3 protein-coding genes are annotated in these 25,910 nt (G+C 43.7%); all 3 read left to right on the top strand.

All coding sequences use genetic code 11. The annotated features are described in order from the left end of the window. The first annotated feature begins 304 nt into the window (after window positions 1–304). Entirely contained in the window at window positions 305–9,142 is an 8,838-nt protein-coding gene (locus tag V7K98_RS23145) for an amino acid adenylation domain-containing protein (protein ID WP_335026092.1), read from the top strand. A 76-nt stretch (window positions 9,143–9,218) separates the two neighbouring features. Next, on the top strand, window positions 9,219–9,800 hold the full coding sequence (gene cysC / locus V7K98_RS23140) for an adenylyl-sulfate kinase (protein ID WP_335026090.1): 582 nt from the start codon (window positions 9,219–9,221) through the stop codon (window positions 9,798–9,800). A gap of 89 nt (window positions 9,801–9,889) precedes the next feature. Beyond that, window positions 9,890–25,910, top strand: a 16,021-nt coding sequence (locus tag V7K98_RS23135; RefSeq protein WP_335026088.1) for a non-ribosomal peptide synthetase, incomplete at its 3' end; no start/stop codon positions are given.

Raw genomic sequence — 25,910 nt, 5'->3', positions numbered from 1 at the left:
AAGCGGAGAGTTTTTATTAACTCTACTGTTACCTGATGTCAACCTACTGTTAATCAAAGAACAGTACAGTGATTGAAAAGTTTTTGGCATTAAAAAAAAGGAATGCTGTTCGATGACACCTGCCGTTAGATATTAGAATTCATCGATCTGAAACCGTTAAATCGATGTTTTATCATGCGGATAAAAATATACATCAGATTATTTTGATTCCTTATTTTAAGACTGATTGAGATGCTTTTACTATCGCCTAATTTCCTTTGATATAGAAATAATTAATGAAAATCATTTTTATAAATATACAAGTATGAATACACAAGATTTATTAAAACACATCTCTAATCAGAAAATTGTTATTACAGCTACGTTTACAAGTGAACCCATTGAGGATTCCCTATCGTATTGGCTCGAAGAAATAGGAGTCCCTTATTCAATAGAGTTTGCTCCTTACAATCAGGTATTTCAAGAACTTCTCAATCCAGTCAGCCTTCTGACTAACAATCAAAATGGAGTCAATGTAGCTTTAGTTAGGTTTGAGGATTGGGAAGAAACTAAGAATCGTCTGCAATTAACAGTTGACGATTATCTAAAAGAAGAAATTTTTGGCGATCGCTTACGGCACACCTTACCAAATCACTTAGAAATAGCTCACCTTAACCAGTACGAAACCGAGTATCTATATCAAGAGATTTTTGGCGATCGAGTCTATTTAAAGCATGGAATTGTCTTCAATGAAGACGACTGTATAATTGATGTGGGAGCGAATATTGGTCTATTTACCTTATTTGCTCAACAAAAATCCCCAAAAGGGACTATTTATGCTTTTGAACCTGCACCTCACGCTTTTGACAAATTACAAATTAACGCCAAGCTTTACTGTCAAAACACCCATCTTTTTAACTGCGGTTTAGGTGGTGAACGTAAAGAAGAAACCTTCACTTTTTATCCTCGTTCCTCAGTTTTCTCAAGTTTTGCAGCTGATACAGAGCAAGATGAAAAAGCTATTCGCTCAGTCATTATTAATATGCTGCAACGCGATAATTCTCTGGATGAAGAGTCGTTAGAACGCCTAGCTGATGAATTTCTCAAGGATAGGCTTGAACGAGAAACTTATCAAGCTCAGTTGCGAACTCTTTCAGAAATTATCGAAGAATATAAGATTGAAAAAATTGATTTACTGAAACTAGATGCTGAAAAAAGCGAGTTAGCAATTCTCCAAGGTATTCAAGACCATCACTGGTCACTGATTAAACAAATAGCTATGGAGGTGCATGACCAAGAAGGCAGTACAATTAAACACGTTATGCAATTGCTTGAAAACAAAGGCTTTCAATTTGTTGTCGATGAAGAGTCTCTCTTGCACGGTTCTGGACTGTTTAATATCTACGCCACTCGCCCCAACCTGAAGCAAAGCTCAGTATCACAGCAATTTGAAAAAAATCCAGTCCAACTAGAGCAAACCGTTAAGGATTTTGCCAGTGCTTTGAAAACTGCAACAACGCGATCTGCTGAAAGCAGCAGCGCTTTGCGATCGCTAAATCCTTACTTGGTCTTTATCTGTCCTCCCTCTCCAACAACAGATGCAGCAGATAACACTTTATATGAGAGAATGCAGGAACTGTTAGCAGCTGATCTCAAAGATGTTAGTGGGATGTATCTGATAAAAAGTCAAGAATTGACCAGTATCTACCCAGTAGAGGAGTACTACGACCCTTACGGAGACGAACTAGGACACATTCCCTACACGCCAACCTTTTTTTGCACTTTGGGGACAATGCTGGCGCGGAAAATCTTTGCTTTGCAAAGCTATCCTTATAAGGTGATTGCCCTTGATTGCGACCATACATTATGGAGTGGTATTTGTGGAGAGGATGAAGTTGGAGGAGTCAAAATCAATGCACCCTATAGAGCGCTCCAAGAATTTATCATCGCGCAGCAAGCAGCAGGAAAGTTGATTTGTTTGTGTAGTAAGAATCAAGAAGAGGATGTATTGGCAGTCTTTGACCAACATCCAGATATGTTACTTCAGCGCCATCATCTTGTTAATTGGCGCATTAACTGGCAATCGAAATCGGAGAATCTGAAGTCTTTAGCTACCGAATTGCAACTGAGTTTAGATAGCTTCATTTTCATTGATGACAATCCAATTGAGTGTGCTGAAGTTAGAGCAAACTGTCCAGAAGTGCTGACCTTACAACTTCCAGAACAACCCGATCGCATCCCGCAATTTTTACAGCATATTTGGGCTTTCGACCAACTCCAAGCCACTGAAGAAGACCAACAAAGAACTAATCTCTATCAACAGAATGTCCAGCGCCAGCGTTTGCAACAGGATTCTTTTTCTTTTAGTGATTTCCTTACCCAACTGAACTTAGAAATAGAGATTTCCCCGATGCAAAGCGAGCAACTTTCGCGGGTTGCTCAACTTACCCAACGCACCAATCAGTTTAACCTCACAACAATCCGCCGATCTGACGCTGAAATTCAACAACTTTGTAATTTAGAAAAATTAGAATGTCGGGCGATCAAAGTTAAAGACCGCTTTGGAGATTATGGTTTAGTCGCTCTGCTGTTGTTTGAAGTTCAAGAAAATGCGCTAGTTGTAGATACCTTTTTACTCAGTTGTCGGGTACTTGGTCGGGGTGTGGAGCATAGAATGCTGTCCTATTTAGGAACTCTTGCTCAACAAAGAGGATTAGGACGAGTCAAGCTTTTCTATATACCTACCAAGAAGAATCAACCAGCCTGGGATTTTCTTACTAGTGTTGGTAGACAATTTCAGCAAGAGAAAGATGGTGGTTGGTTATTCGAGTTTCCATCTCAAACCGCATCCGAAAGTAGATTACTACTCATATCCGACATAGATACAGTAGATAATCAGTCTGATGGGAGCTTAGTAGAAACAGCCTCGTCAGAATATAACAAAGTACTCATATCCGATATAGATGCAGTAGATAATCAGTCTAATGGGAGCCTAGTAGAAACAGCCTCGCCAGAAGGCAACAAAGTACTCATATCCGATATAGATGCAGTAGATAATCAGTCCGATCGAGAAGCGAAATTAGGATCTGATAGATCGGCAAAAATAGCCTCTTTTGCAGACTTTTTTGAGCGCATTGCTCGGAATCTATATAGTCCCGAACTGATTCTCAAAGAGATTGCATCTCGACAACAGCGCCAACGTTCTCAGTTAGATATAGAATTTGTTGCTCCTCGCAATCCTATAGAGAAGGCGATCGCACATTTATTCGCAGAAGCCCTCAAACTAGACAAAGTGGGTATTAATGATAACTTCTTTGAACTCGGTGGCGATTCGATTCGGGGTGCGATTCTGATTAATAAATTGCAAGCGCAATTAAACGAGATTATTCATTTTGTTGTTTTATTTGATACTAAAACAGTTGCCAAACTAGCAGATTACATAGAAGAAAACTACCCACAAGCAGCAGCACAACTGGTTGGTAAGGAAATAAATTCAACTATTGACTTACCACAAGAGCGAATTAGTGAAGCTAAAGTTTTGCAAATGCGAGCGCTTATTCCTTCTCTTGCTTTCCCAATCGATGACGACGCAATCAAAAACCCGCCAGCTATCTTTATCCTCTCGCCTCATCGTAGTGGTTCTACTTTACTCCGCGTCATTTTGGGGGGAAATCCGCAGTTGTTCGCGCCTCCAGAATTGGAATTGCTGACGTTTAATACACTTGGGGAACGAAAAGCAGCATTTTCAGGACGTTACAGCTTTTGGGCGGAAGGGACAATTCGCACAATTATGCAAATTCGGGGGTGTAGTGCAGAAGAAGCGATCGCACTTATGGAAGAATTAGAAGCGAAAAATCTCACTACCAAGCAATTTTACCAACTTATACAGCAATCGCTGGGCGATAAAATCTTGGTAGACAAGACTCCTTCTTACTCCATAGATTTAGAAACCCTCAAACGGGCAGAAATAAACTTTCAAAACCCACTCTACATCCATCTTGTGCGTCATCCTTATGCAACGATGCGCTCTTATGAAGAAGCCAGAGTAGAGCAAATATTTCCCTATCAACATCCTTTTAATCGGCGAGAACTCGCTGAACTCGTTTGGTTGATTAGCCATCAAAATATTCTCGAATTTTTGCAACAAGTTCCCCAAGAACGACAATATCAAGTCAAATTTGAAGACATCGTTAGTCAACCACAGACTAGTATTGAGGGCTTATGCCAATTCTTAGGGCTAGAATTCCATCCTGATATGCTGCAACCACACAAAGAGAAAAAGCAGCGCATGACTGATGGAATTTATGCCCAGTCGAGAATGTTGGGAGATGTGAAATTTCACGAACATCAGGGCATTAATGCTAGTACCGCAGATAGTTGGAAGCAGTACTATAGCAGTGACTTTTTAGGCGATGTAGCTTGGCGGTTAGCAGAGTCTTTGGGATATCAAAGAAATAATGGGGCTATTACTCCAGTTCGTCGGGGAAATCAAACAGAATCTCAGACATTCCCGCTTTCTTTCGCCCAACAACGCCTATGGGTTTTGGCGCAATTGGAGCCGGATAGCCCTTTTTACAATATGTTTAAAGCTGTCCGTTTGAATGGGGCTTTGGATATAGAAGTTTTAGAACGCAGTCTCAACGAGATTATCCGTCGTCACGAAGTTTTACGTACTAATTTTAGTGCAGTTGAGGGAACGCCTGTACAAGTAATTGCTCCCCACGCAACTATGAAACTCTCGGTTGTAGACTTGCAAGGTTTGTCAGGACAAGAACAGTCAGAACAATTGCAATGCTTGGCAACTCAGGATCAATTGCAACCCTTTGATCTTAGTAGAGGATTGTTGCTGCGGGTGACTTTGGTAAGGTTGAATAACGAACCGCAGAGGCACGGAGAACACAGAGAAAGAGAGAAAGATTCTCAAATTTGGTTGACTCAGCAAGGTGTGCAACTCAATTCGGAGTCTTATGCTTTGTTATTGACTATGCACCACATTATCGGTGATGGCTGGTCAATGGGAGTGTTCATCAAAGAATTGTCGAGTTTGTATCGGGGGTTTTTGGTTGGCGAAGTTTCTCCCCTTCCAGAGTTACCGATTCAATACGCAGATTTTACGATTTGGCAACGCCAATGGTTGCAAGGAAAAGTACTACAAACCTCAATCAATTACTGGACGAAACAGTTAGCGGACGCACCACCTCTGTTGGAACTACCTACGGATAGGCCCCGTCCTTCGGTGCAAACTTTCCGGGGTTGGTGCTTTTCGTTCCAGCTAGATGCAAAACTGACGGCTTCGCTGAAAGAACTTAGCCAGAAGTCAGAAACCACCCTCTTTATGACTTTGATGGCGGCTTATGCGACTCTGCTGTTCCGTTACAGTGGTCAGTCAGATATTCTAATGGGAACAGCGATCGCTAGCCGCAATCATCAGGATATAGAAGGGTTAATTGGCTTTTTTGTCAATACCTTGGTGATGCGAACTCGACTAGAAGATAATCCGAGTTTCTCAAAGCTACTAATGCAAGTCCGGTCTACTTGCATGGATGCCTACGCCAACCAAGATGTTCCCTTTGAGCAGATTGTCGAAACTTTGCAAATAGAGCGCAGTCTCAGCCATAGTCCCCTATTTCAGGTGATGTTTGCATTGCAGAATGCTCCATTAGAGGAATTAGAAACGCCTGAATTAGCTGTTACTCCTCTACATCTAGATAACGTCAATGCCAAGTTTGACCTCACATTACAAATGTGGGAACAAGATAACTGCTTACAAGGGTTTTGGCAATATAACAGCGATTTATTCGATGAAGACAGAATCGCCCGCATGACCGGTCATTTCCAGACATTATTAGCGGGAATTGTGGCCAATCCGCAAGCATCGGTGGGTACATTACCATTACTAACTGAGCGTGAACGTCATCAATTGCTAGTGGAATGGAATGATACTTACACAGCGTATCCCGATACGAAATGTATCCATCAAGTGTTTGAGGAACAGGTAGAACAAAACAGTAATGCGATCGCACTGGTGTATGAGAATGAGTCTCTAACATACCGAGAGTTAAGCGATCGCGCCAATCAATTAGCACACTATCTACAAACCTTGGGAGTTGGAACAGAAGTACTGGTGGGAATTTGCGTCGAGCGATCGCTAGAAATGATTATCGGAATGCTGGCAATTCTCAAAGCAGGTGGCGCTTACCTTCCTTTAGACTCTAGCTATCCCCAAGAGCGCTTGGCTTATATGCTGAATGATTCTCAGGTATCAATACTACTGACTCAAGAACAGTTACAGATACCGGAAACTAGCGCTAAAGTTGTATTTTTAGATACTTGTTGGCAAGAAGTAATTAGCAAGTATAGTCAGGAAAACCCCACCACTGAGTCATCAAGTCAAAATCTAGCTTATGTAATTTATACCTCTGGTTCTACAGGAAAACCGAAAGGCATCACTGTTACTCATCAAGCTGTAAATCGGTTAGTTTGTAACACTAATTACCTAGAATTAACCGCTAATCACCGAGTTGCTCAAGCCTCGAATGCAGCTTTTGATGCTGCTACCTTTGAAATTTGGGGAGCTTTGCTTAATGGAGCTAGGTTAGTAGGTATTACTAAAGAAGTCTTGCTATCGCCGCCACTACTAGCCACACAACTGCAAGAGCAGCAAATTGACTTTTTGTTTGTCACAACAGCGTTATTCAACCAGTTGGTAAGTCAAGTACCGGGAATATTTAAAAATCTCCAAACTGTTCTATTTGGTGGAGAAGCGGTAGAACCAAACTCAGTGAGAACATTACTGCAAAATCAACCTCCAAAGCGATTGCTGCACGTTTATGGCCCAACGGAAAATACTACTTTCTCTTCCTGGTATCTAGTGCAGGAAGTTCCAGAAGGCGCAACAAATTTGCCAATTGGACAACCAATTGCGAATACACAAATCTATATTCTGGATCGTTACCTCCAACCTGTACCGATTGGTGTTCCTGGTGAACTATGTATTAGTGGTGATGGTTTAGCCAGAGGTTATCTCAATCGCCCAGATTTAACCGAGGAAAAGTTTATTCTAAATCCATTTGCTGAAGCACAATTAACTTCTAGCAAAAAGTTGTACAAAACAGGAGATTTAGCGCGTTACTTACCTGATGGAAATATTGAGTTTATTGGTCGCATTGACAACCAAGTTAAAATCCGTGGTTTCCGAATTGAACTTGCAGAAATTGAGGTTGTTTTAACTCAAAATCCCCAAGTACGGGATGCCGTTGTCATCGCCAGAGAAGATAAGCCTGGTATTAAAAGCTTGGCAGCCTATGTAATCCCCGAAGGAAAACAGGCCACCAGTAACGAGTTGCGCCTGTTCCTCAAGCAGAAGCTTCCTGATTACATGATACCTGCATCCTTCACAGTTCTGGAGGCTTTGCCGATTACACCCAATGGCAAAGTAGACCGCCGTGCCTTACCAGTGCCAGAATTCGAGTTTAAAGACACCACTGGCTTTGTCTCTCCTAGCACCGATGCTGAAAAAATATTGCTAAAAATTTGGCAAGATGTTTTACGATTAAAACAACTTTCTATTCACGACAACTTTTTTGAATTGGGCGGCGATTCCATTATTGGCATCCAAATTATCGCCAGAGCCAACCAAGCGGGATTAAAACTAACTCCCAAACAGCTATTTCAGCACCAAACTATCGCTGAATTGGCTGCTGTAGCTGTGACAACTACATTCAAGAGGGCAGAACAAGGCTTAGTTAAAGGCATTGTTCCCCTAATACCGATTCAGCATTGGTTCTTTGAGCGAAATTTACCCGAACCCCATCACTTTAACCAATCTGTCCTGCTAGAAGTTCCGCCAAATATCCAACCGGAATTATTAGAGCCAGCATTGCAAAAGCTGGTGTACCATCATGACGCTTTCCGGCTGCGGTTTGTGCAGCAAGCAACACAATGGCAACAGTACAACAGTGATGTGTGCGATCGCGTATTATTAGATATTGCTGATTTATCCAACCTGCCGCCAACAGAACAATCACAGGCAATTGAGCTAAAGGCCGATGAAATCCAGAGAGAGCTAAATTTAGCAGATGGGCCGCTGCTGCGGGTAGTTCTGTTTAACTTCGGCAAATCTTCCCCTGGACGTTTGCTCATCGTTATCCATCATTTGGCTGTAGATGGCATTTCCTGGCGGATTTTGCTAGAAGATTTATCTCAGGCATACAAACAATTAGCCACTGAGAATAAAATCCAACTAAGAGCAAAAACAACTTCCTTCAAAGATTGGGCCATGCAATTGCAGGATTATGCAGGTACTCAAGGACTCCAGCGAGAGTTAGACTACTGGCTACACTCAACCTCCTTAGTTGCTCCTTTACCGTTAGATTACTCTGCTGTTGCCTCAGCAAATACAGTCGGCTCAAGTCGCATTGTTTCCGTATCCCTGAGCATAGAACAGACTCGTACCCTGTTACAAGATGTCCCTGGAACCTACAACACCCAAATTAACGATGTGCTATTGACCGCATTAGTGCAAAGTTTTGCTGCATGGACAGGCGATGATTCCTTACTGATTGAATTAGAAGGTCACGGACGGGAGGACTTGTTTGAGGATGTAGACTTGTCGCGCACAGTCGGCTGGTTTACCAGTTTATTCCCCGTTTGCTTAAAACTTGGAGGTGTTCACCATCCTGGAGACGCACTCAAGTCAATCAAGGAGCAACTGCGACGCATCCCTAACCGAGGTATTGGCTACGGCATTTTGCGGTATCTGACTCCAGATACAACCATAAACAAACAACTTGAGTTGTTGCCTCAAGCTCAAGTAAGCTTCAACTATTTGGGTCAATTCGACCAAACGCATTTAGCACCCCTTGGTTGGAAATATGCTCAAGAGTCTAGCGGTTCTATTCACAGTCCCAAAGGAGGGCGTTACCATTTGTTGAATGTGAATGGATTAGTGATTGCCGACAGATTGCAACTGGAGTGGAAATATAGCTCGGCTTTCCATCATCAGACTACTATAGAAAATTTGGCTAACAACTATGTGAAAGTCTTAGAAGCGATTATTGACCATTGTATATCTCCAGAAGCAGGAGGTTATACCCCTTCAGATTTCCCGGAAGTTGGTTTAAGCCAAGAAGCGTTAGACGAACTACTAGCAGAAATTGAATAAAGGAAAAATTAAAACTTAGAAAATAGACTTTTATTTTTAAAATCAGAAGTTTAGTAGAAGTGGCGAGGAAAGGATAGTGGAAAAACAACGTGGTGTAACAATATGGTTAACTGGTTTGAGTGGTGCTGGTAAAACCACCATCTGTCAATTTCTGGAAACAGAATTGCGACGCACCGGATATAAAATTGAGGTACTTGACGGCGATGTAGTTCGCCAGAACCTAAGCAAAGGGTTAACTTTTAGTAAAGAGGATCGAGACGAAAATATTCGACGCATTGGTTTTGTCGCTCACCTCCTAACTAGAAATAATGTCATTGTATTGGTTTCGGTCATCTCGCCATATCGGGCAATTCGAGAAGAAGTTAAAGAACGCATTGGAGATTTTATCGAAGTATACGTCAATGCTCCATTAGAAATTTGCGAACAGCGAGATGTCAAAGGCTTGTACAAAAAAGCTAGAAGCGGTGAAATCAAAAATTTTACTGGAATTGATGATTTATATGAAATACCTCTTCACCCTGATGTTGAATGCAAAACTAATGAAGAAAGTATTGCCGAAAGCGCAGAGAAAATTTTAAGGAAATTAGAAGAATTAAAGTACACCGACTACTTATTGCTGCCACAAATTCAAAACAATTGCTCACGGATTTTGTATTAAATATATCCTGACAGTAGGGCTTATACTTCCAGAGATTTCCCGTTAGAAAAACTGAGCCAACTAGAACTAGATTAAATATTCTCAAATCTATGCAATCAAAAGTTAACAAAACAAACAGAAAAAATATTGAAGATATTTATCCCTTATCTGCGACGCAACAAGGGATGCTGTTTCATAGTTTGTATGCTCCTGAGTCTGGGGTATATTTTGGGCAGATCAGTTGCACTTTGACGGGGAACTTAGATGTGCCAACCTTCGAGCAAGCTTGGCAAAAAATACTACAAAAGCATTCCATCTTCCGCACCGCTTTCATTTGGGAGTCTTCAACCCAGCCAATGCAAGTAGTGTATCGACAGGTGGACATTACTGTTCAAACTTCTGATTGGCAAAAATTATCAGCAGAAGAACAGCAACAGCAATTACAAGTCTTTCTAGACTGCGATCGCCAAAATGGTTTAGAACTGTCTCAAGCTCCATTGATGCGTCTACATCTGATCCAATTGGACAGAAATACTCATCAATTTGTTTGGAGTCATCATCATTTATTACTCGATGGCTGGTCGTTACCTCTGGTTTTCAAAGACCTATTGTACTTTTATCAAGCAATTTCTCAGGGTGAAACTTTCGGTTATCAACCAGTTCTAAGCTACCGCAACTATATTACTTGGTTACAGCAACAAGATCGAGAACTAGCTGAAAAATTCTGGAGACAAAAACTCCAAGGTTTTATAGCCCCCACTCCTTTGACTGTAGATAAACTTTTACAAAATCGAGAAAATAGCAATGTCAGCTATGGCGAGCAGAAAATTCAGCTAACGGTGTCAGCAACAGCCGTAGTCCAGTCTTTTGTCCGACAGCATCGCTTGACCCTAAGTAATGTGGTACAGGCAAGTTGGGGATTATTGCTGTCTCGCTACAGCCAAGAAACAGATGTAGTTTTTGGTGCGACTGTATCCGGGCGTTCGCCATCTTTTGTTGGCGTGGAATCGATGGTGGGGCTATTTATCAACACATTACCAGTGCGAGTTAAAGTTTCAGCAGATACCCAAGTGCTGACTTTATTAAAGGATTTACAAGCGCAACAAGTTGAGTCTGAGCAATATTCATATAGCTCATTAGTAGAGATTCAGGGTCTTAGTGATATCCCCAGAGGTACGTCTTTATTTGAGAGCATTGTTGTCTTTGAAAATTATCCATTTGATGCTGGACTCGGATTACACAATGACAGTTTTTCTATAGACAGTATTCGGGGCTTTGAACAAACTAATTACCCTCTAACAGTTATTGCTCTCCCCAGGAAGCAATTACTGCTGAAGATTAGCTACGATACTAGTCGATTTGATGATGCTGCGATCGCTCGCATATTGGGGCATTTCCAAACATTGCTTGAAAGTATTGTTGCTAGCCCTAATCAGTGCATTTCTGAATTGTCTTTACTGACAGAAGTTGAGCAACACCAACTATTAGTTGATTGGAACAATACTCAGGCGGATTATTCTCAAAATAAGTGTATTCATCAGTTGTTTGAGGAGCAGGTAGCGCGTACACCCGATGCAGTAGCAGTGGTGTTTGAAAATGAACAACTCACCTACCACGAATTGAATTGTCGTGCAAATCAATTGGCGCATTACTTGCAGTCATTGGGTGTGGAAGCCGATGTGCTGGTGGGTATTTGTGTAGAGCGTTCTTTAGAAATGCTGGTAGGATTACTTGGTATTCTCAAGGCTGGTGGTGCTTATCTGCCCCTTGATCCTGAGTATCCCCAAGAGCGTCTGAGCTTTATATTAGAAGATGCTCAACTTTCGGTGCTGTTAACCCAACAGCCATTATTAGAGTCTCTTCCCAAAAATCAAGCGCATATTGTCTACTTAGACACCGATTGGGAAAAAATTGCTCAAGAGAGTGAGTCAAACCCTTCTGACACCGCCACACCCGATAATCTGGCTTATGTCATCTACACTTCTGGTTCTACAGGGAAACCCAAGGGCGTTTTAGTCAATCACTCAAATGTTGTTCGTTTGTTTGCAGCGACAGACTCTTGGTATAACTTTAACCATGAAGATGTGTGGACAATATTCCACTCTTATGCATTCGATTTCTCTGTCTGGGAAATTTGGGGTGCATTGCTGTATGGTGGACGACTGGTAGTAGTGCCGTATTTGGTGACGCGATCGCCTGAATCTTTCTATAATTTGCTGTGTCAAGAGAAAGTCACAATTCTCAATCAGACTCCTTCAGCCTTCCGCCAGTTAATTCAAGCCGAACAGTCATTAGCAACTAACGGCGACTTGAACTTACGCCTGGTAATTTTTGGTGGAGAAGCCTTAGAAATTAAGAGTTTGCAGCCTTGGTTTGAACGCCACGGCGACCAGATGCCTCAGTTAGTGAATATGTACGGGATTACGGAAACCACTGTACACGTAACCTATCGTCCATTGAGCAAAGCCGATTTAAATGGCACGGCGAGTGTAATTGGTCGTCCAATTCCCGACTTACAGGTGTATGTGCTGGATGAACATCAAAAGCCATTGCCAATCGGGGTTCCAGGAGAGATGTACGTTGGTGGTGCAGGGGTGGCGCGTGGCTATCTCAATCGTCCCGAACTGACAGAACAACGGTTTATCTCTAACCCATTCCCAAGAAGCAGGGGAGCAGGGGAGCAGGGGAGCAGAGGAGCCATATTATACAAAACAGGAGATAAGGCACGTTATTTACCCAATGGCGAGTTAGAGTATCTAGGGCGAATTGACAATCAAGTTAAGATTCGCGGTTTCCGCATTGAGTTGGGAGAAATTGAGGTATTACTAGCGCAACACCCAGCCGTTTGGGAAAGTGTGGTGGTGGTACGAGAGGATGAACTTGACGACAAACGTTTAGTGGCTTATGTAGTGCCGGAGGTGGGACAATCTCTCACAGTCGGCGAACTGCGTCAGTTCCTCACCAACGAACTGCCAAGCTACATGGTGCCAAACGCTTTTGTGCTGCTGGAATCCTTACCCCTCACCTCTAACGGCAAAGTAGACCGCCTCGCACTGCCAAAACTAGAGTTAGACAGCACCCAGTTAGAAAAATTTGTTGCGCCACGTACTCCAATTGAAGAAATGCTGGCACAAATTTGGGCGCAAGTGCTGAAATTAGAGCAAGTGGGGATTCATGATAACTTCTTTGAAATTGGGGGACACTCGCTACTAGCAACCCAATTGGTGTCACGCATCCGCAAGATTTTCAAAGTGGAATTACCATTGCGTGAGTTGTTTGCTACAGCAACAGTAGCGCAATTAGCGCGATCGCTTGGGCAGTTGCAACAACAAAATATAGTCCTGACTTCCCCACCCATCTTACCAAGGACAGAGAATACAGAATTACCACTGTCGTTTGCCCAAGCACGGCTATGGTTTTTAGACCAGTTGGAACCGAACAGCCCCTTCTACAATACCTACATCACTTTGCGTCTAGTAGGAACTCTGAAAGTTGCAGCATTAGAACAAAGCTTACAAAAAATTATTGCGCGTCACGAAGCCTTACGCACCAACTTCATCACAGTTGATGGACAGGCAACTCAAATCATTCAACCACAAACAGATTGGAAAATATCAGTTGTTGAGTTGCAACATCTGCCAGCCAGCGAAAAAGAAATAGCCACGCAGCAATTAGTGCAACAAAAATCTCTACAACCCTATGACCTGGCAACACAAGCATTAGTTAGGGCAACATTATTAGTGCTGAATGAGACAGAACACGTCTTGAGTGTTTGTATCCACCACATTGTCTCTGATGGCTGGTCAATGGGTGTATTTGTCCAAGAACTAACAGCGCTGTACGATGCTTACGCTCAAGGTCAGCCTGACAAACTAGCGCCACTAACGATTCAGTACGCAGATTTCGCTATTTGGCAAAGACACTGGTTGCAAGGTGAAGTACTGCAAAGTCAATTGAGTTACTGGCAACAACAACTAAAAGATACACCAGCTTTATTATCGCTACCGACCGACAGACCCAGACCACCTGTGCAAACCTTTGCTGGCGCACGTCAATTATTTCCGCTTTCCCTTGAACTCACTCAAAACCTGACACAACTAAGTCAGCAACAAGGGGTAACTTTGTTCATGACGCTGTTAGCAGCTTTTGATACCTTACTTTATCGCTACACAGGACAATCAGATATTTTGGTGGGAACACCAATTGCTAACCGCAACCGCAGTGAAATAGAAGGGTTGATTGGCTTTTTTGTCAACACTTTAGTGATGCGGACTGATTTATCTGAAAATCCGAGTTTCCAAGAGTTACTCACACGTGTTCGGGAAATGGCATTGTCTGCTTATGCTCATCAGGACTTGCCTTTTGAAATGTTGGTGGAAGTATTACAGCCAGAACGAAACCTCAGCCATACACCACTGTTCCAGGTGATGTTTGTGCTGGAAAATGCGCCCATGCCGACTGTGGAGTTAACTGGGTTAACGGTGAGTCAACTTAAGGTAAAAAATAACACTGCCAAGTTTGATTTGACGTTAGCAATGGAGAATACTGCGACTGGATTGGTGGGAGTATGGGAGTATAACACTGATTTGTTTGATGCCAGCGCGATAGCACGAATGGCGGGTCATTTTGCAACCATGCTAGAAGCAATTGTGGTGAATCCAAAGCAGCGAATTGACCAATTGCCTCTGCTGACCGGAGTTGAGCAACATCAACTGTTAGTTGAGTGGAATGATACAAGCGTAGATTATCCGCAAGATTTTTGTATCCATCAGTTATTCGAGCAGCAAGCGCAGCTTACACCAGATGCGATTGCGGTAATCGCACGCTCCGCGATCGCAGTGGTACATGAAAATCAACAACTGACTTATAGTGAGTTAAATTGTCAGGCTAACCAGTTGGCGCACTATTTGCAGTCATTGGGTGTGGGTGCAGAAGTGCTAGTGGGTATTTGTGTCGAGCGATCACTAGAAATGCTAGTAGGAATACTGGGAATTATGAAGGTAGGTGGTGCTTATGTCCCCCTTGACCCTACCTACCCAAAAGAGCGACTAGCTTATATTCTTGAAGATACACAACTGGGCATTTTGCTAACTCAAGAAAGACTCCTTGTTAAACTACCAGAGCAAGTTAAAAAAACAATCTGCTTAGATAGAGACTGGTCAGCGATCGCTAAACACAGTACAGATAGCCCCATTAGTGACGTTCAACTCCACAACCTAGCTTACATTATTTACACATCTGGTTCGACTGGCAAACCCAAAGGGGTGATGATTGAACATCGCTCACTGATAAATTTTATTATCACCGCCACCCAAGAATATGGTTTAAACTCAAACGATAAAATTCTGCAATTTGGGTCTATCTGCTTTGATGTATCCGTTGAAGAGATATTTCCTTGTCTTTTAGTTGGTGCAACATTAGTGTTGCGAACTGAAGAGATGGTGGACTCAAGTGATGAATTTTGGCAGCGTTGCCAAGAATGGCAATTAACTGTTTTGAATCTCACAACAGCCTATTGGCATCAGTTAGTTGGGGAACTTACCCCCCAAGACTCCCGAATTCCCAATCATCTAAGAATGGTGATTATTGGCGGAGAAAAAGCTCAACTGGAAAAAGTCAAGCGTTGGCACAATAGTGTTGCTCACTTCCCCAAGCTACCCCAATTATTTAATGGTTATGGGCCAACAGAAGCAACAGTTATTACCACTCTATACCAAGTAAATTCTCCAGTAACCACCGACATTTTGATTGGACGACCTATCAGCAATGTTCAGGTCTATATTTTGGATCAAGACCTACAACTAGTCCCTGTTGGTGTAGCAGGGGAACTGCACATTGGTGGCACAGGTTTGGCACGAGGCTATCTGAACCGCCCAGAATTGACCAATGAAAAATTTATCCCTAATCCCTTCGGTGGAAGCAGGGGAGCAGAGGAGCAGAGGAGCAGGGGGGCAGAGGAGCAGGGGGGCAGAGGAAGCAGAGGAGCAGAAAATCTTTCTAATTCCCAATCCCCATTACCCCTTATCTCCAGTCCCCAGTCCCCAGTCCCCAGTCTCCAGTCTCTAGTCCCCAGTCCCCGACTTTATAAAACAGGGGATTTAGTGCGTTACTGCGGTGATGGCAATATCCAATACTTGGGACGCATCGACAATCAAGTAAAAATACGCGGCTTCCGCATTGAGTTGGGCGAGATAGAAACAGTACTCAGCCAACACAGCGAAGTCAAAACAGTTGTAGTCACCGCCCGCGAAGATACAACTGGGAATAAACGCCTCGTTGCTTACATCGTCCCACATCTACAGATGACACCAGCAGTAAGCGAACTGCGGCAATTCATCAAAGCCAAGCTACCAGAGTACATGGTGCCAAATGCTTTTGTGATGTTGGAGTCCTTGCCATTAACTCCCAATGGGAAAGTAGACCACCGCGCCCTACCCGCACCCGATTTACACGGCGAACTCAAAGACAAATATGTAGCCCCACGCAGCCCTGTTGAAGAAATGCTGGGACAAATTTGGGCACAAGTCTTAAAAGTAGAGCAAGTGGGTATTTATGATAACTTCTTTGAACTTGGGGGACACTCGCTACTGGCAACGCAACTGGTGTCACGCATCCGCAAGATTTTCAAAGTGGAATTCCCATTGCGTGAGTTGTTTGCCGCACCGACAGTTGCCGAATTGGGGCGATCGCTTGGGCAGTTACAGCAACAGGATTTAGCTACTGCCCCACCCATCTTACCCAGGTCAGAGAATGCACAATTACCACTATCTTATGCTCAAACACGACTATGGTTTTTAGACCAGTTCGAGCCTAACAGTGCTTTATACAACATCCCTCTAGCTTTGCATCTAGTAGGATCTCTTAATGTTGCCGCCTTAGAACAAAGCTTAGAAGAAATTATTCATCGCCACGAAGCATTACGCACCAACTTCATTACAGTTGATGGACAAGAAGCAACACAAGTCATTCAAACACAAACAAATTGGGCAGTATCAGTTGTTGATTTAAAGCATTTATCTACAGATCAACAAAAACTTGCTTTGCCGCAATTAATACAAGAACAAGCTTTGCAACCCTTTGACTTGGCAAACCAAGCACTAGTCAGGGCGACATTAGTAGTCCTGTCTGATACAGAACATATCTTGAATGTGTGCATACATCACATTGTTTCTGATGGCTGGTCAACGGGTGTGTTTGTCAAAGAATTAGCGGTGCTGTACGATGCTTATGCTCAAGGTCAGTCTGCCAAACTAGCGCCACTGCCAATTCAGTACGCAGATTTTGCTATTTGGCAAAGACAGTGGTTGCAAGGAGATGTCCTGCAAAGCCAGTTGAGTTACTGGCAACAGCAACTCAAAGACGTACCAGCTTTATTAATGCTACCCACAGACCGCCCTAGACCTGCCATGCAGACTGTTGCCGGGGCGCGTCAAAAGTTTGCACTCTCAGTTGAGTTAACTCAAAAACTGACAAAACTGAGCCAGGAGCAAGGTTGTACCCTCTTTATGACGCTGTTGGCAGCTTATGATACCCTACTTTACCGCTACACAGAACAATCAGATATTTTGGTGGGTACACCAATTGCCAACCGCAATCACAGTGAAATTGAAGGGTTGATTGGCTTTTTTGTCAATACCTTAGTTTTACGGACTGATTTATCAGGCAATCCTAGCTTTAGCGAATTACTGACTCGCGTTCGGGAAATGTCTTTGGGTGCATACTCTCATCAGGATTTGCCCTTTGAAATGTTGGTGGAAGCATTGCAACCAGAACGGGATCTCAGTCACACGCCACTGTTCCAGGTGATGTTTGTTCTCCAGAATACACCCTTGTCTCAATTGGAGTTAACCGGGTTAACTGTCAGTTCGTTGCCAATCGAAGGTAAAACGGCAGCATTTGATTTGACTTTAGGAATGGAGAATACAGTTACTGGACTGGTGGGAGTGTGGGAATACAACACAGACTTATTTGATGCCAGCACGATCGCACGCATAGCAGGTAATTTTGTAACACTGCTAGAAGCAATTGTGGCAAATCCTCATGAGCGAATTGACCAACTGCCAATATTAACAGAAGTTGAGCAACGGCAATTATTAGTTGAATGGAACGACACTCAGGCAGATTACCCTTGGGATCAGTGCATCCATCAGTTATTTGAGTCGCAGGTTAAGCTGACTCCAGATGCAGTAGCAGTGGTGTTTGAAAATCAACAGTTAACTTATGGTGAATTGAACACCCAAGCCAATCAACTAGCACACTACCTACAAACTGTTGGTGTGGGGCCAGAAGTTTTAGTGGGGATTTATTTAGAGCGATCGCTATCTGTAATCGTCGGATTATTAGCCGTTCTGAAAGCAGGTGGGGCTTATGTCCCCCTAGACCCTGATTATCCGCAGCAGCGATTAGCTGACATATCCCAAGACTCACAACTGTCTGTGTTGATTACAGAACAGAAATTGCTCAATTCCTTGCCAGTGGAAGGGATACAAATCATCGTCTTAGACAGAGAATCTGCGGCGCTGACAAATCAAAGTCAAGAAAATCTCGTTAGTGAAGTAAAACCAGAAAACCTGACTTGTATACTCTACACCTCTGGGTCTACAGGCAAACCCAAAGGCGTAATGCTGACTCACGCAGCTTTAGTTAACCATAGCAGTGCAATTAGTGAAGTATTTGGTCTAACTAATAGCGATCGCGTTTTGCAATTTGCTTCCTTCAGCTTTGATGTTGCAGCCGAAGAAATCTTCCCCACTTGGTACAAAGGGGCAACTGTGGTCTTAAGACCCGCGCAAATGTTCTCCGACTTTGCCAATTTTGCTCAATTTATTGCACAAGAAAGTCTGAGTGTTTTAAATATTACCCCAGCCTATTGGCATGAATGGACAGTTGCAGTATCTCAACAAAATGCAAGCGTACCCCAAAGTCTGCGCTTAGTCGCCGTGGGTGGGGATGCAGTTCTGCCGGAAACAGTGACAATCTGGCAGCAACTAGTAGGCGATCGCGTCAATTGTCTTAACGTTTATGGCCCCACCGAAGCCTCAGTGACAGCGATCGTCCACGATTTGCTTCATCCCCAATTAGAAACAACCAATTCGGTGCTAATTGGTCGTCCCATTGCCAACACCCAAGCATACATCCTTGACCGTCATCTCCAACCAGTACCGATTGGAGTCAGAGGTGAACTGCACATAAGTGGTGTTCGTTTAGCAAGGGGTTATCTCAACCGCCCAGAATTGACAGAAGAAAAATTTCTCCCCAATCCCTTCGGTGTAAGCAGGAGAGCAGAAAATCTTCCCAATCCCCAATCCCCAATCCCCAATCCCCAGTCCCCAGTCCCCAATCCCCGACTTTACAAAACTGGGGATTTAGCTCGTTATCTACCCGACGGTAACATTGAGTGCTTTGGACGCATCGACAATCAAGTAAAAATCCGGGGATTCCGCATCGAGTTGGGAGAAATTGAAGCAGTACTGAACCAATATATTGATGTGCAGATATCTTGTGTGATCATCCGCGAAGATGCCATCGGGGATAAGCGCTTAGTCGCCTATGTAGTACCGTTCGAGCAAAAGATACCCACCACTCACGAACTGCGTCAGTTCCTCTCTAGTAAACTGCCTCTTTACATGGTGCCCCAGGCTTTCGTGATGCTGGAGTCACTACCGTTAACAGCAAACCGGAAAGTCGATCGCCGCGCTTTACCAGCACCAGATTTATCTAGCTATAGCGATTGCAGAGACAAATATGTTGCTCCCCGCACCCCAGTTGAAGAAATGCTGGCACAAATTTGGGCACAAGTCTTAAAAGTAGAGCAAGTGAGCATTCATGATAACTTCTTTGAAATTGGCGGACACTCACTACTAGCAACGCAAGTGGTTTCACGCATCCGCAACATTTTCAAAGTAGAATTACCCTTACGGACTCTGTTTGCCGCAGCAACAGTTGCAGAATTAGCGCGATCGCTTGGGCAGTTACAGCAACAAGACGTAGAACTAACAGCACCACCCATCTTAGCAAGGGCAAGAAATGCAGAATTACCACTGTCTTATGCTCAACAGCGTTTATGGTTTTTAGACCAGTTGCAGCCAAACAGTGCATTATACAACATCCCCTTAGCTTTGCGTCTAGTAGGAACTCTCAATGTTGCTGCCTTAGAACAAACTTTAGAAGAAATCATTCATCGCCACGAAGCCTTACGCACCAATTTCGTCACAGTTGCAGGACAACCAACTCAAGTCATTCAAACGGGAAGGCAACATGGAATTGTATCAATTGTTGACTTCAAGGATTTATCTACAACCGAACAAGAAATAGCTTCACAGCAATTAGCAATTACACAATTTATTCAACCCTTTGATTTGGCAACACAAGCATTAGTTAGGGCGACATTAGTAGTGCTGTCTGAGACAGAACACCTGTTGTTAGTATGTATGCATCACATTGTTAGTGATGGCTGGTCAATCGGTGTGTTTGTGCAAGAATTTGCGGCGCTTTACAGTGCTTACTCTCAAGGTCAGCTTTCCAACCTAGCGCCACTACCGATTCAATACGCAGATTTCGCCATCTGGCAAAGACAGTGGTTGCAAGGCGAGGTGCTGCAAAGCAAATTGAGTTACTGGCAAAAACAATTAGCAAACGCACCAGCTTTATTATCGCTACCCACAGACCGACCCAGACCTGCTGTGCAAACCTTTGCTGGTGCATATCAAAAATTTGCACTTTCAGTTGATCTCACTCAAAAGCTGACACAACTAAGTCAGCAACAAGGGGTGACTTTGTTTATGACGCTGTTGGCAGCTTATGATACATTACTTTACCGCTACACAGGTGTGGCAGATATTTTGGTAGGGACACCGATCGCTAACCGGAATCGTAGCGAAATAGAAGGGTTGATTGGCTTTTTTGTCAACACTTTAGTAATGCGGACTGATTTATCTCTTAATCCTAGTTTTCAAGAGTTACTCACCCGTGTTCGGGACATGGCAATGGATGCATATTCTCATCAGGATTTACCGTTTGAAATGCTGGTGGAAGTATTGCAGCCTCAACGAAACCTCAGCCATACACCACTGTTCCAAGTAGCGTTTGTGATCCAGAATGCGCCTATGTCTGAAGTAGAAATGACTGGGTTAACTGTAAGTGATTTGTCAATAGAAAGTGTAACTGCCAAGTTTGATTTGACTTTAGCAATCGAGAACACTGCTACTGGATTGGTGGGAGCGTGGGAGTACAATACTGATTTGTTTGACGCAGAAACTATTGAGCGGATGGCGGGTCATTTTGTGACAATGCTAGAAGCAATTGTGGCGAATCCTAATGAGCGAATTGACCAATTGCCTCTGCTGACAGAAGTTGAGCAACATCAACTATTAATTGAGTGGAATGATACTCAGGTAGACTATCCCCAGAATAAATGTATTCACCAGTTGTTTGAAGAACAGGTTCAACAGACTCCAAATGCAGTGGCAGTGGTGTTTGAAAATCAACAACTAACTTATCATGAGTTGAATTGTCGTGCAAATCAATTGGCGCACTACTTGCAGTCTTTAGGTGTGAAAGCCGATGTACTGGTGGGTATTTGTGTAGAGCGATCGCTAGAAATGATTGTGGCACTACTAGGCATTCTCAAGGCAGGTGGGGCTTATGTCCCTCTCGACCCTGAGTATCCCCAAGAACGCTTACAATATATTCTTGAAGATGCTCAAGTTCAAGTACTACTGACCCAACAGCGAGTTCTTGATAAACTACCCCAGCATCAAGCCCAGCTTGTCTGTTTGGATGAAATCTGGGAAAAAATTGCCCAAAATAATCAAAATAACCCTACAAGTGGGGTGACAGGTTTTCATCTAGCTAATCTAATTTATACTTCCGGCTCCACAGGTAAACCTAAAGGTGTGATGGTTGAGCATACCGGACTGGCTAACATAGCTCAAGCTCAGATGCAAACTTTTGACTTAGATTCTGATAGTCGCATTCTCCAGTTCGCCTCACTTAGTTTTGATGCTTCTATCTGGGAAGTGATTATGGCTCTAGGATTAGGAGCAACACTTTACTTAGGAACAAAAGACTCTTTACTGCCTGGTACGCCGTTAATTCAGCTATTAAAGGATTACTGTATTACCCATGTCACCCTACCACCATCAGCATTAGCAGTCCTCCCGGCTGAAGAACTCCCGGCACTGCAAACAATAATTGTCGGTGGAGAAGCTTGTTCTGCTGAACTGATAAAACAATGGTCTGTTGGTCGAAACTTCTACAACGGTTATGGGCCAACAGAAACTACCATCTGCACCACGATCGCTAAATGCACTGGTAGCGATCGCCAAATCTCCATTGGCCGCCCAATCGCCAACGCCCAAACCTATATCTTAGACTCTTACTTACAACCCGTTCCCGTCGGTGTACCAGGAGAATTACATATTGGTGGCGCGGGTTTAGCACGCGGCTACTTCAACCGCCCTGAAGTGACACAAGAGAAATTTATCCCCAATCCCTTTGAGGAGACGGGAAGAAGTAGATTATATAAAACTGGAGACTTAGTACGTTATTTACGAGATGGCAATATAGAATACTTAGGACGGATCGACAATCAGGTGAAAATACGTGGTTTCCGGATTGAGTTAGGAGAAATTGAAGAAGTCCTGAATCAAAACGTTAATGTGCAGACATCTTGTGTTATTGCCCGCGAAGATATTCCAGGAGAGAAGCGCTTAGTTGGATATGTGGTACCGCAAACAGAGGTAATACCCACAACTAGCGAACTACGACAATTCCTGAAAACAAAATTACCAGACCACATCGTACCCAATGCTTTCGTCATTCTAGAGGCTCTACCGCTAACACCAAATGGTAAAGTAGACCGCCGCGCCTTACCCGCACCAGATTTACACAGCGAACTAGATAAATTTGTTGCCCCCCGCCACCCCACGGAGGAAACCCTAGCAATCATTTGGGCACAAGTCCTAAAACTAGATAAAGTTGGCATTCATGATGATTTCTTTGAACTTGGGGGACATTCCCTGCTAGCGACTCAGGTAATTTCTCGCTTGCAGTCAGCCTTTGGAATTTCGTTACCGTTACGCTATCTCTTTGAGTCACCGACAGTTGCCGAGTTAAGTGAGGCGATTTTAGCTGAACTTGAAACTGGTTCGGGTTTTGCGGTGCCTGCGATTCTACCCGTTTCCAGAGACAGAGACATACCCTTGTCATGGGCACAAGAGCGTCTGTGGTTCGTGAATCAGTTGTCTGGCGAAAGTGGCGCTTACACAATAGATATGACCTTGCGTTTGCGGGGAAATCTCAATGTCAAAGCTTTGGAACAAGCATTTAGGGAGATAGTGCAACGCCATGAAGTTCTGCGGACTCGCTTTGAAATCAAAGATAACAAGCCAATACAGGTAATAGATGCCAATTCAACCATTACATTACCAGTGGTGGATCTCCAGAATCAGCTAGAACCCGAAAAACTTGTGGAGCAACTGGCGACAGTAGAAGCCTGTAAACCATTTGATTTGGCTAATGGTTCTGTGCTGCGAGTTAAGCTTTGGCAAGTTGCTCAAAACGAGTATGTATTGCTATTAGCAATTCACCATATTGCTGCTGATGGTTGGTCAATGGGCGTTTTGATCGATGAATTGTCAGCCCTGTACCGGAGCTATTTAACGGTTAGTTCTGCCGTGTTACCAAAGTTACCTATACAATATGCTGATTTCGCCGTGTGGCAGCGTCAGTGGTTGACAAATCAGGTATTAGAGCGTCAATTAAGCTACTGGAAGCAACAGTTAACGGGAGCGCCACCTTTATTAGAATTGCCTACAGACCGTCCCCGCCCAGCCATACAGACTTTTCGAGGCGGTACAGAGCAAATTCGACTAGATCCCTTGGTGACACAGCAACTCAAAAAGCTATCTCTTGAGTCTGGAAGCACGCTGTTTATGACACTGCTAGCGGGTTTTGTGGTTTTAATGTCTCGCTACAGTGGGCAAACAGATTTAGTAGTTGGCTCACCGATCGCAAATCGTAACCGCACCGAAATAGAAGGGTTAATTGGCTTTTTTGTCAATACTCTGGCACTAAGATTCGATTTATCCCAAGAACCGACCTTTGAAGCTTTACTAGCGCAGGTGCGAAAAGTTACCCAAGATGCCTACGACCATCAGGATTTGCCCTTCGAGATGTTAGTCGAAGAGTTGCAACTTGAGCGGAATATGGATCGTAATCCCCTGGTGCAGGTAGTGTTTGCCCTCCAAAATGCTCCCGCTTCCCCTTGGGATCTGCCTGGTTTAAAGGTCGAAGATATACCTTCGGGATTTGACTCAGTTCGCCTTGACCTAGAAGTTTACTTCTGGGATGCACCATCCGGGCTTGGGGGCTTTTGCTCTTACAACGCCGATTTATTTGATGCGGCAACTATTACCCGCATGATGCAACATTTTGTAATTTTACTTACGGCAATTGTCGATAATCCCCAGCAGCAAGTGGCATTAATGCCCTTACTCACCCAGCAAGAACGACATCAATTGTTGGTGGAGTGGAACGATACTCAGGTGGATTATCCTCAAGATTTGTGTATTCATCAGTTATTCGAGTCACAGGTAGAGCGGACTCCAGATGCAGTTGCAGTTGTCTTTGAAAATCAACAACTCACCTACCACGAATTGAATTGTCGCGCTAACCAGTTGGCGCAATACTTACGGTCTTTGGGAGTCGGGGCAGATGTGCTAGTTGGATTGTGTGTGGAGCGATCGCTCTTAATGGCGATCGGGCTTCTGGCAATTCTCAAAGCGGGTGGTGCTTACGTGCCCCTTGACCCGGAATATCCTACTGAGCGTCTCAGCTTTATGTTAGAGGACGCTCAAGTTTGGGTACTACTGACTCAACAGCACCTTTTTGAGAAACTCCCCCCAAATCAAGCCAACACAGTCTTTTTAGATGAAATCTGGTCAGAAATTGCCCAAAATAGCCAGGAAAACTTTCCTAGTGGGGTGACGGCTTCTCATCTAGCGAATGTTATTTATACAAGCGGTTCCACAGGTAAACCCAAAGGGGTGATGGTTGAACATAGCGGATTATGCAACCTAGCTCAAGCTCAAATTCAGACTTTTGGCGTGGATTGTGATAGTCGCGTTCTTCAGTTTGCCTCGTTTAGTTTTGATGCTTGCATCTCGGAAATATTGATAAGTTGGGCATCAGGGGCAACTCTTTATCTAGGAACAAAAGACTCTCTCATGCCGGGTGCGCCGTTAATTGAACGATTACGCAACTATGACATTACCCATGTCACCCTACCACCATCAGCATTAGCAGTTCTACCTATTGAAGAACTCCCAGCCCTGCAAACAATAATTGTCGCTGGAGAAGCTTGTTCTGCTGAACTAATTAGACAATGGTCTATTGGGAGAAACTTTTTCAACGCTTACGGGCCAACAGAAGCTAGCGTCTGCGCTGCGATCGCAAAATGCACGCCTTTTGATGAGAAAGTTACCATAGGTCGTCCAATTGCCAACAAAGAAATCTACATTTTAGACTCGCACTTACAACCAGTACCCATTGGTGTACCAGGAGAACTGCACATTGGTGGCATAGGGTTAGCAAGAGGCTATCTCAACCGTTTGGAATTAACACAAGAGAAATTTATTTCCAATCCCTTCAGTCGAAGCAGGGGAGCAGGGGAGCAGGGGGGCAGAGGGGCAGAGGAGCAGAGGAGCAGAGGAGCAGGGGAGCAGGGGGGTAGAGGGGCAGAAAATCTTTCTAATTCCCAATCCCCATTACCCCTTATCCCCAGTCCCCAGTCCCCAGTCCCCAGTCCCCGACTTTATAAAACAGGGGATTTAGCCCGTTATTTACCAGATGGCAACATAGAATACCTGGGACGCATCGACAACCAAGTAAAGGTGCGCGGCTTCCGTATAGAACTAGGTGAAATTGAAGCAGTTTTAAGCCAACACCCCTTAGTACAAGAAGGTGTAGTTGTCGCCAGAGTTGATAACACTGGTGATAAACAGTTAGCGGCTTACTTAGTGCCTGCACTCAAAAACAAAGTATTACCCCAGCAGGTTGCTCAATGGCAAAGTGAGTATGTGAGCGACTGGCAAACGCTCTATGAACAAGCTTATGGGCAACCTCAAGCAT

The sequence above is a fragment of the Nostoc sp. genome, from assembly GCF_036917435.1.
In the GTDB taxonomy this organism is placed as follows: Bacteria; Cyanobacteriota; Cyanobacteriia; order Cyanobacteriales; family Nostocaceae; genus Nostoc.
This window is presented reverse-complemented; position numbering and strand designations above follow the sequence as displayed.

What these genes read in the sequence shown, in the direction of transcription:
- V7K98_RS23145 (WP_335026092.1), top strand. Translation starts at nt 305, where the DNA reads ATGAATACACAAGATTTATTAAAACACATCTCTAATCAGAAAATTGTT.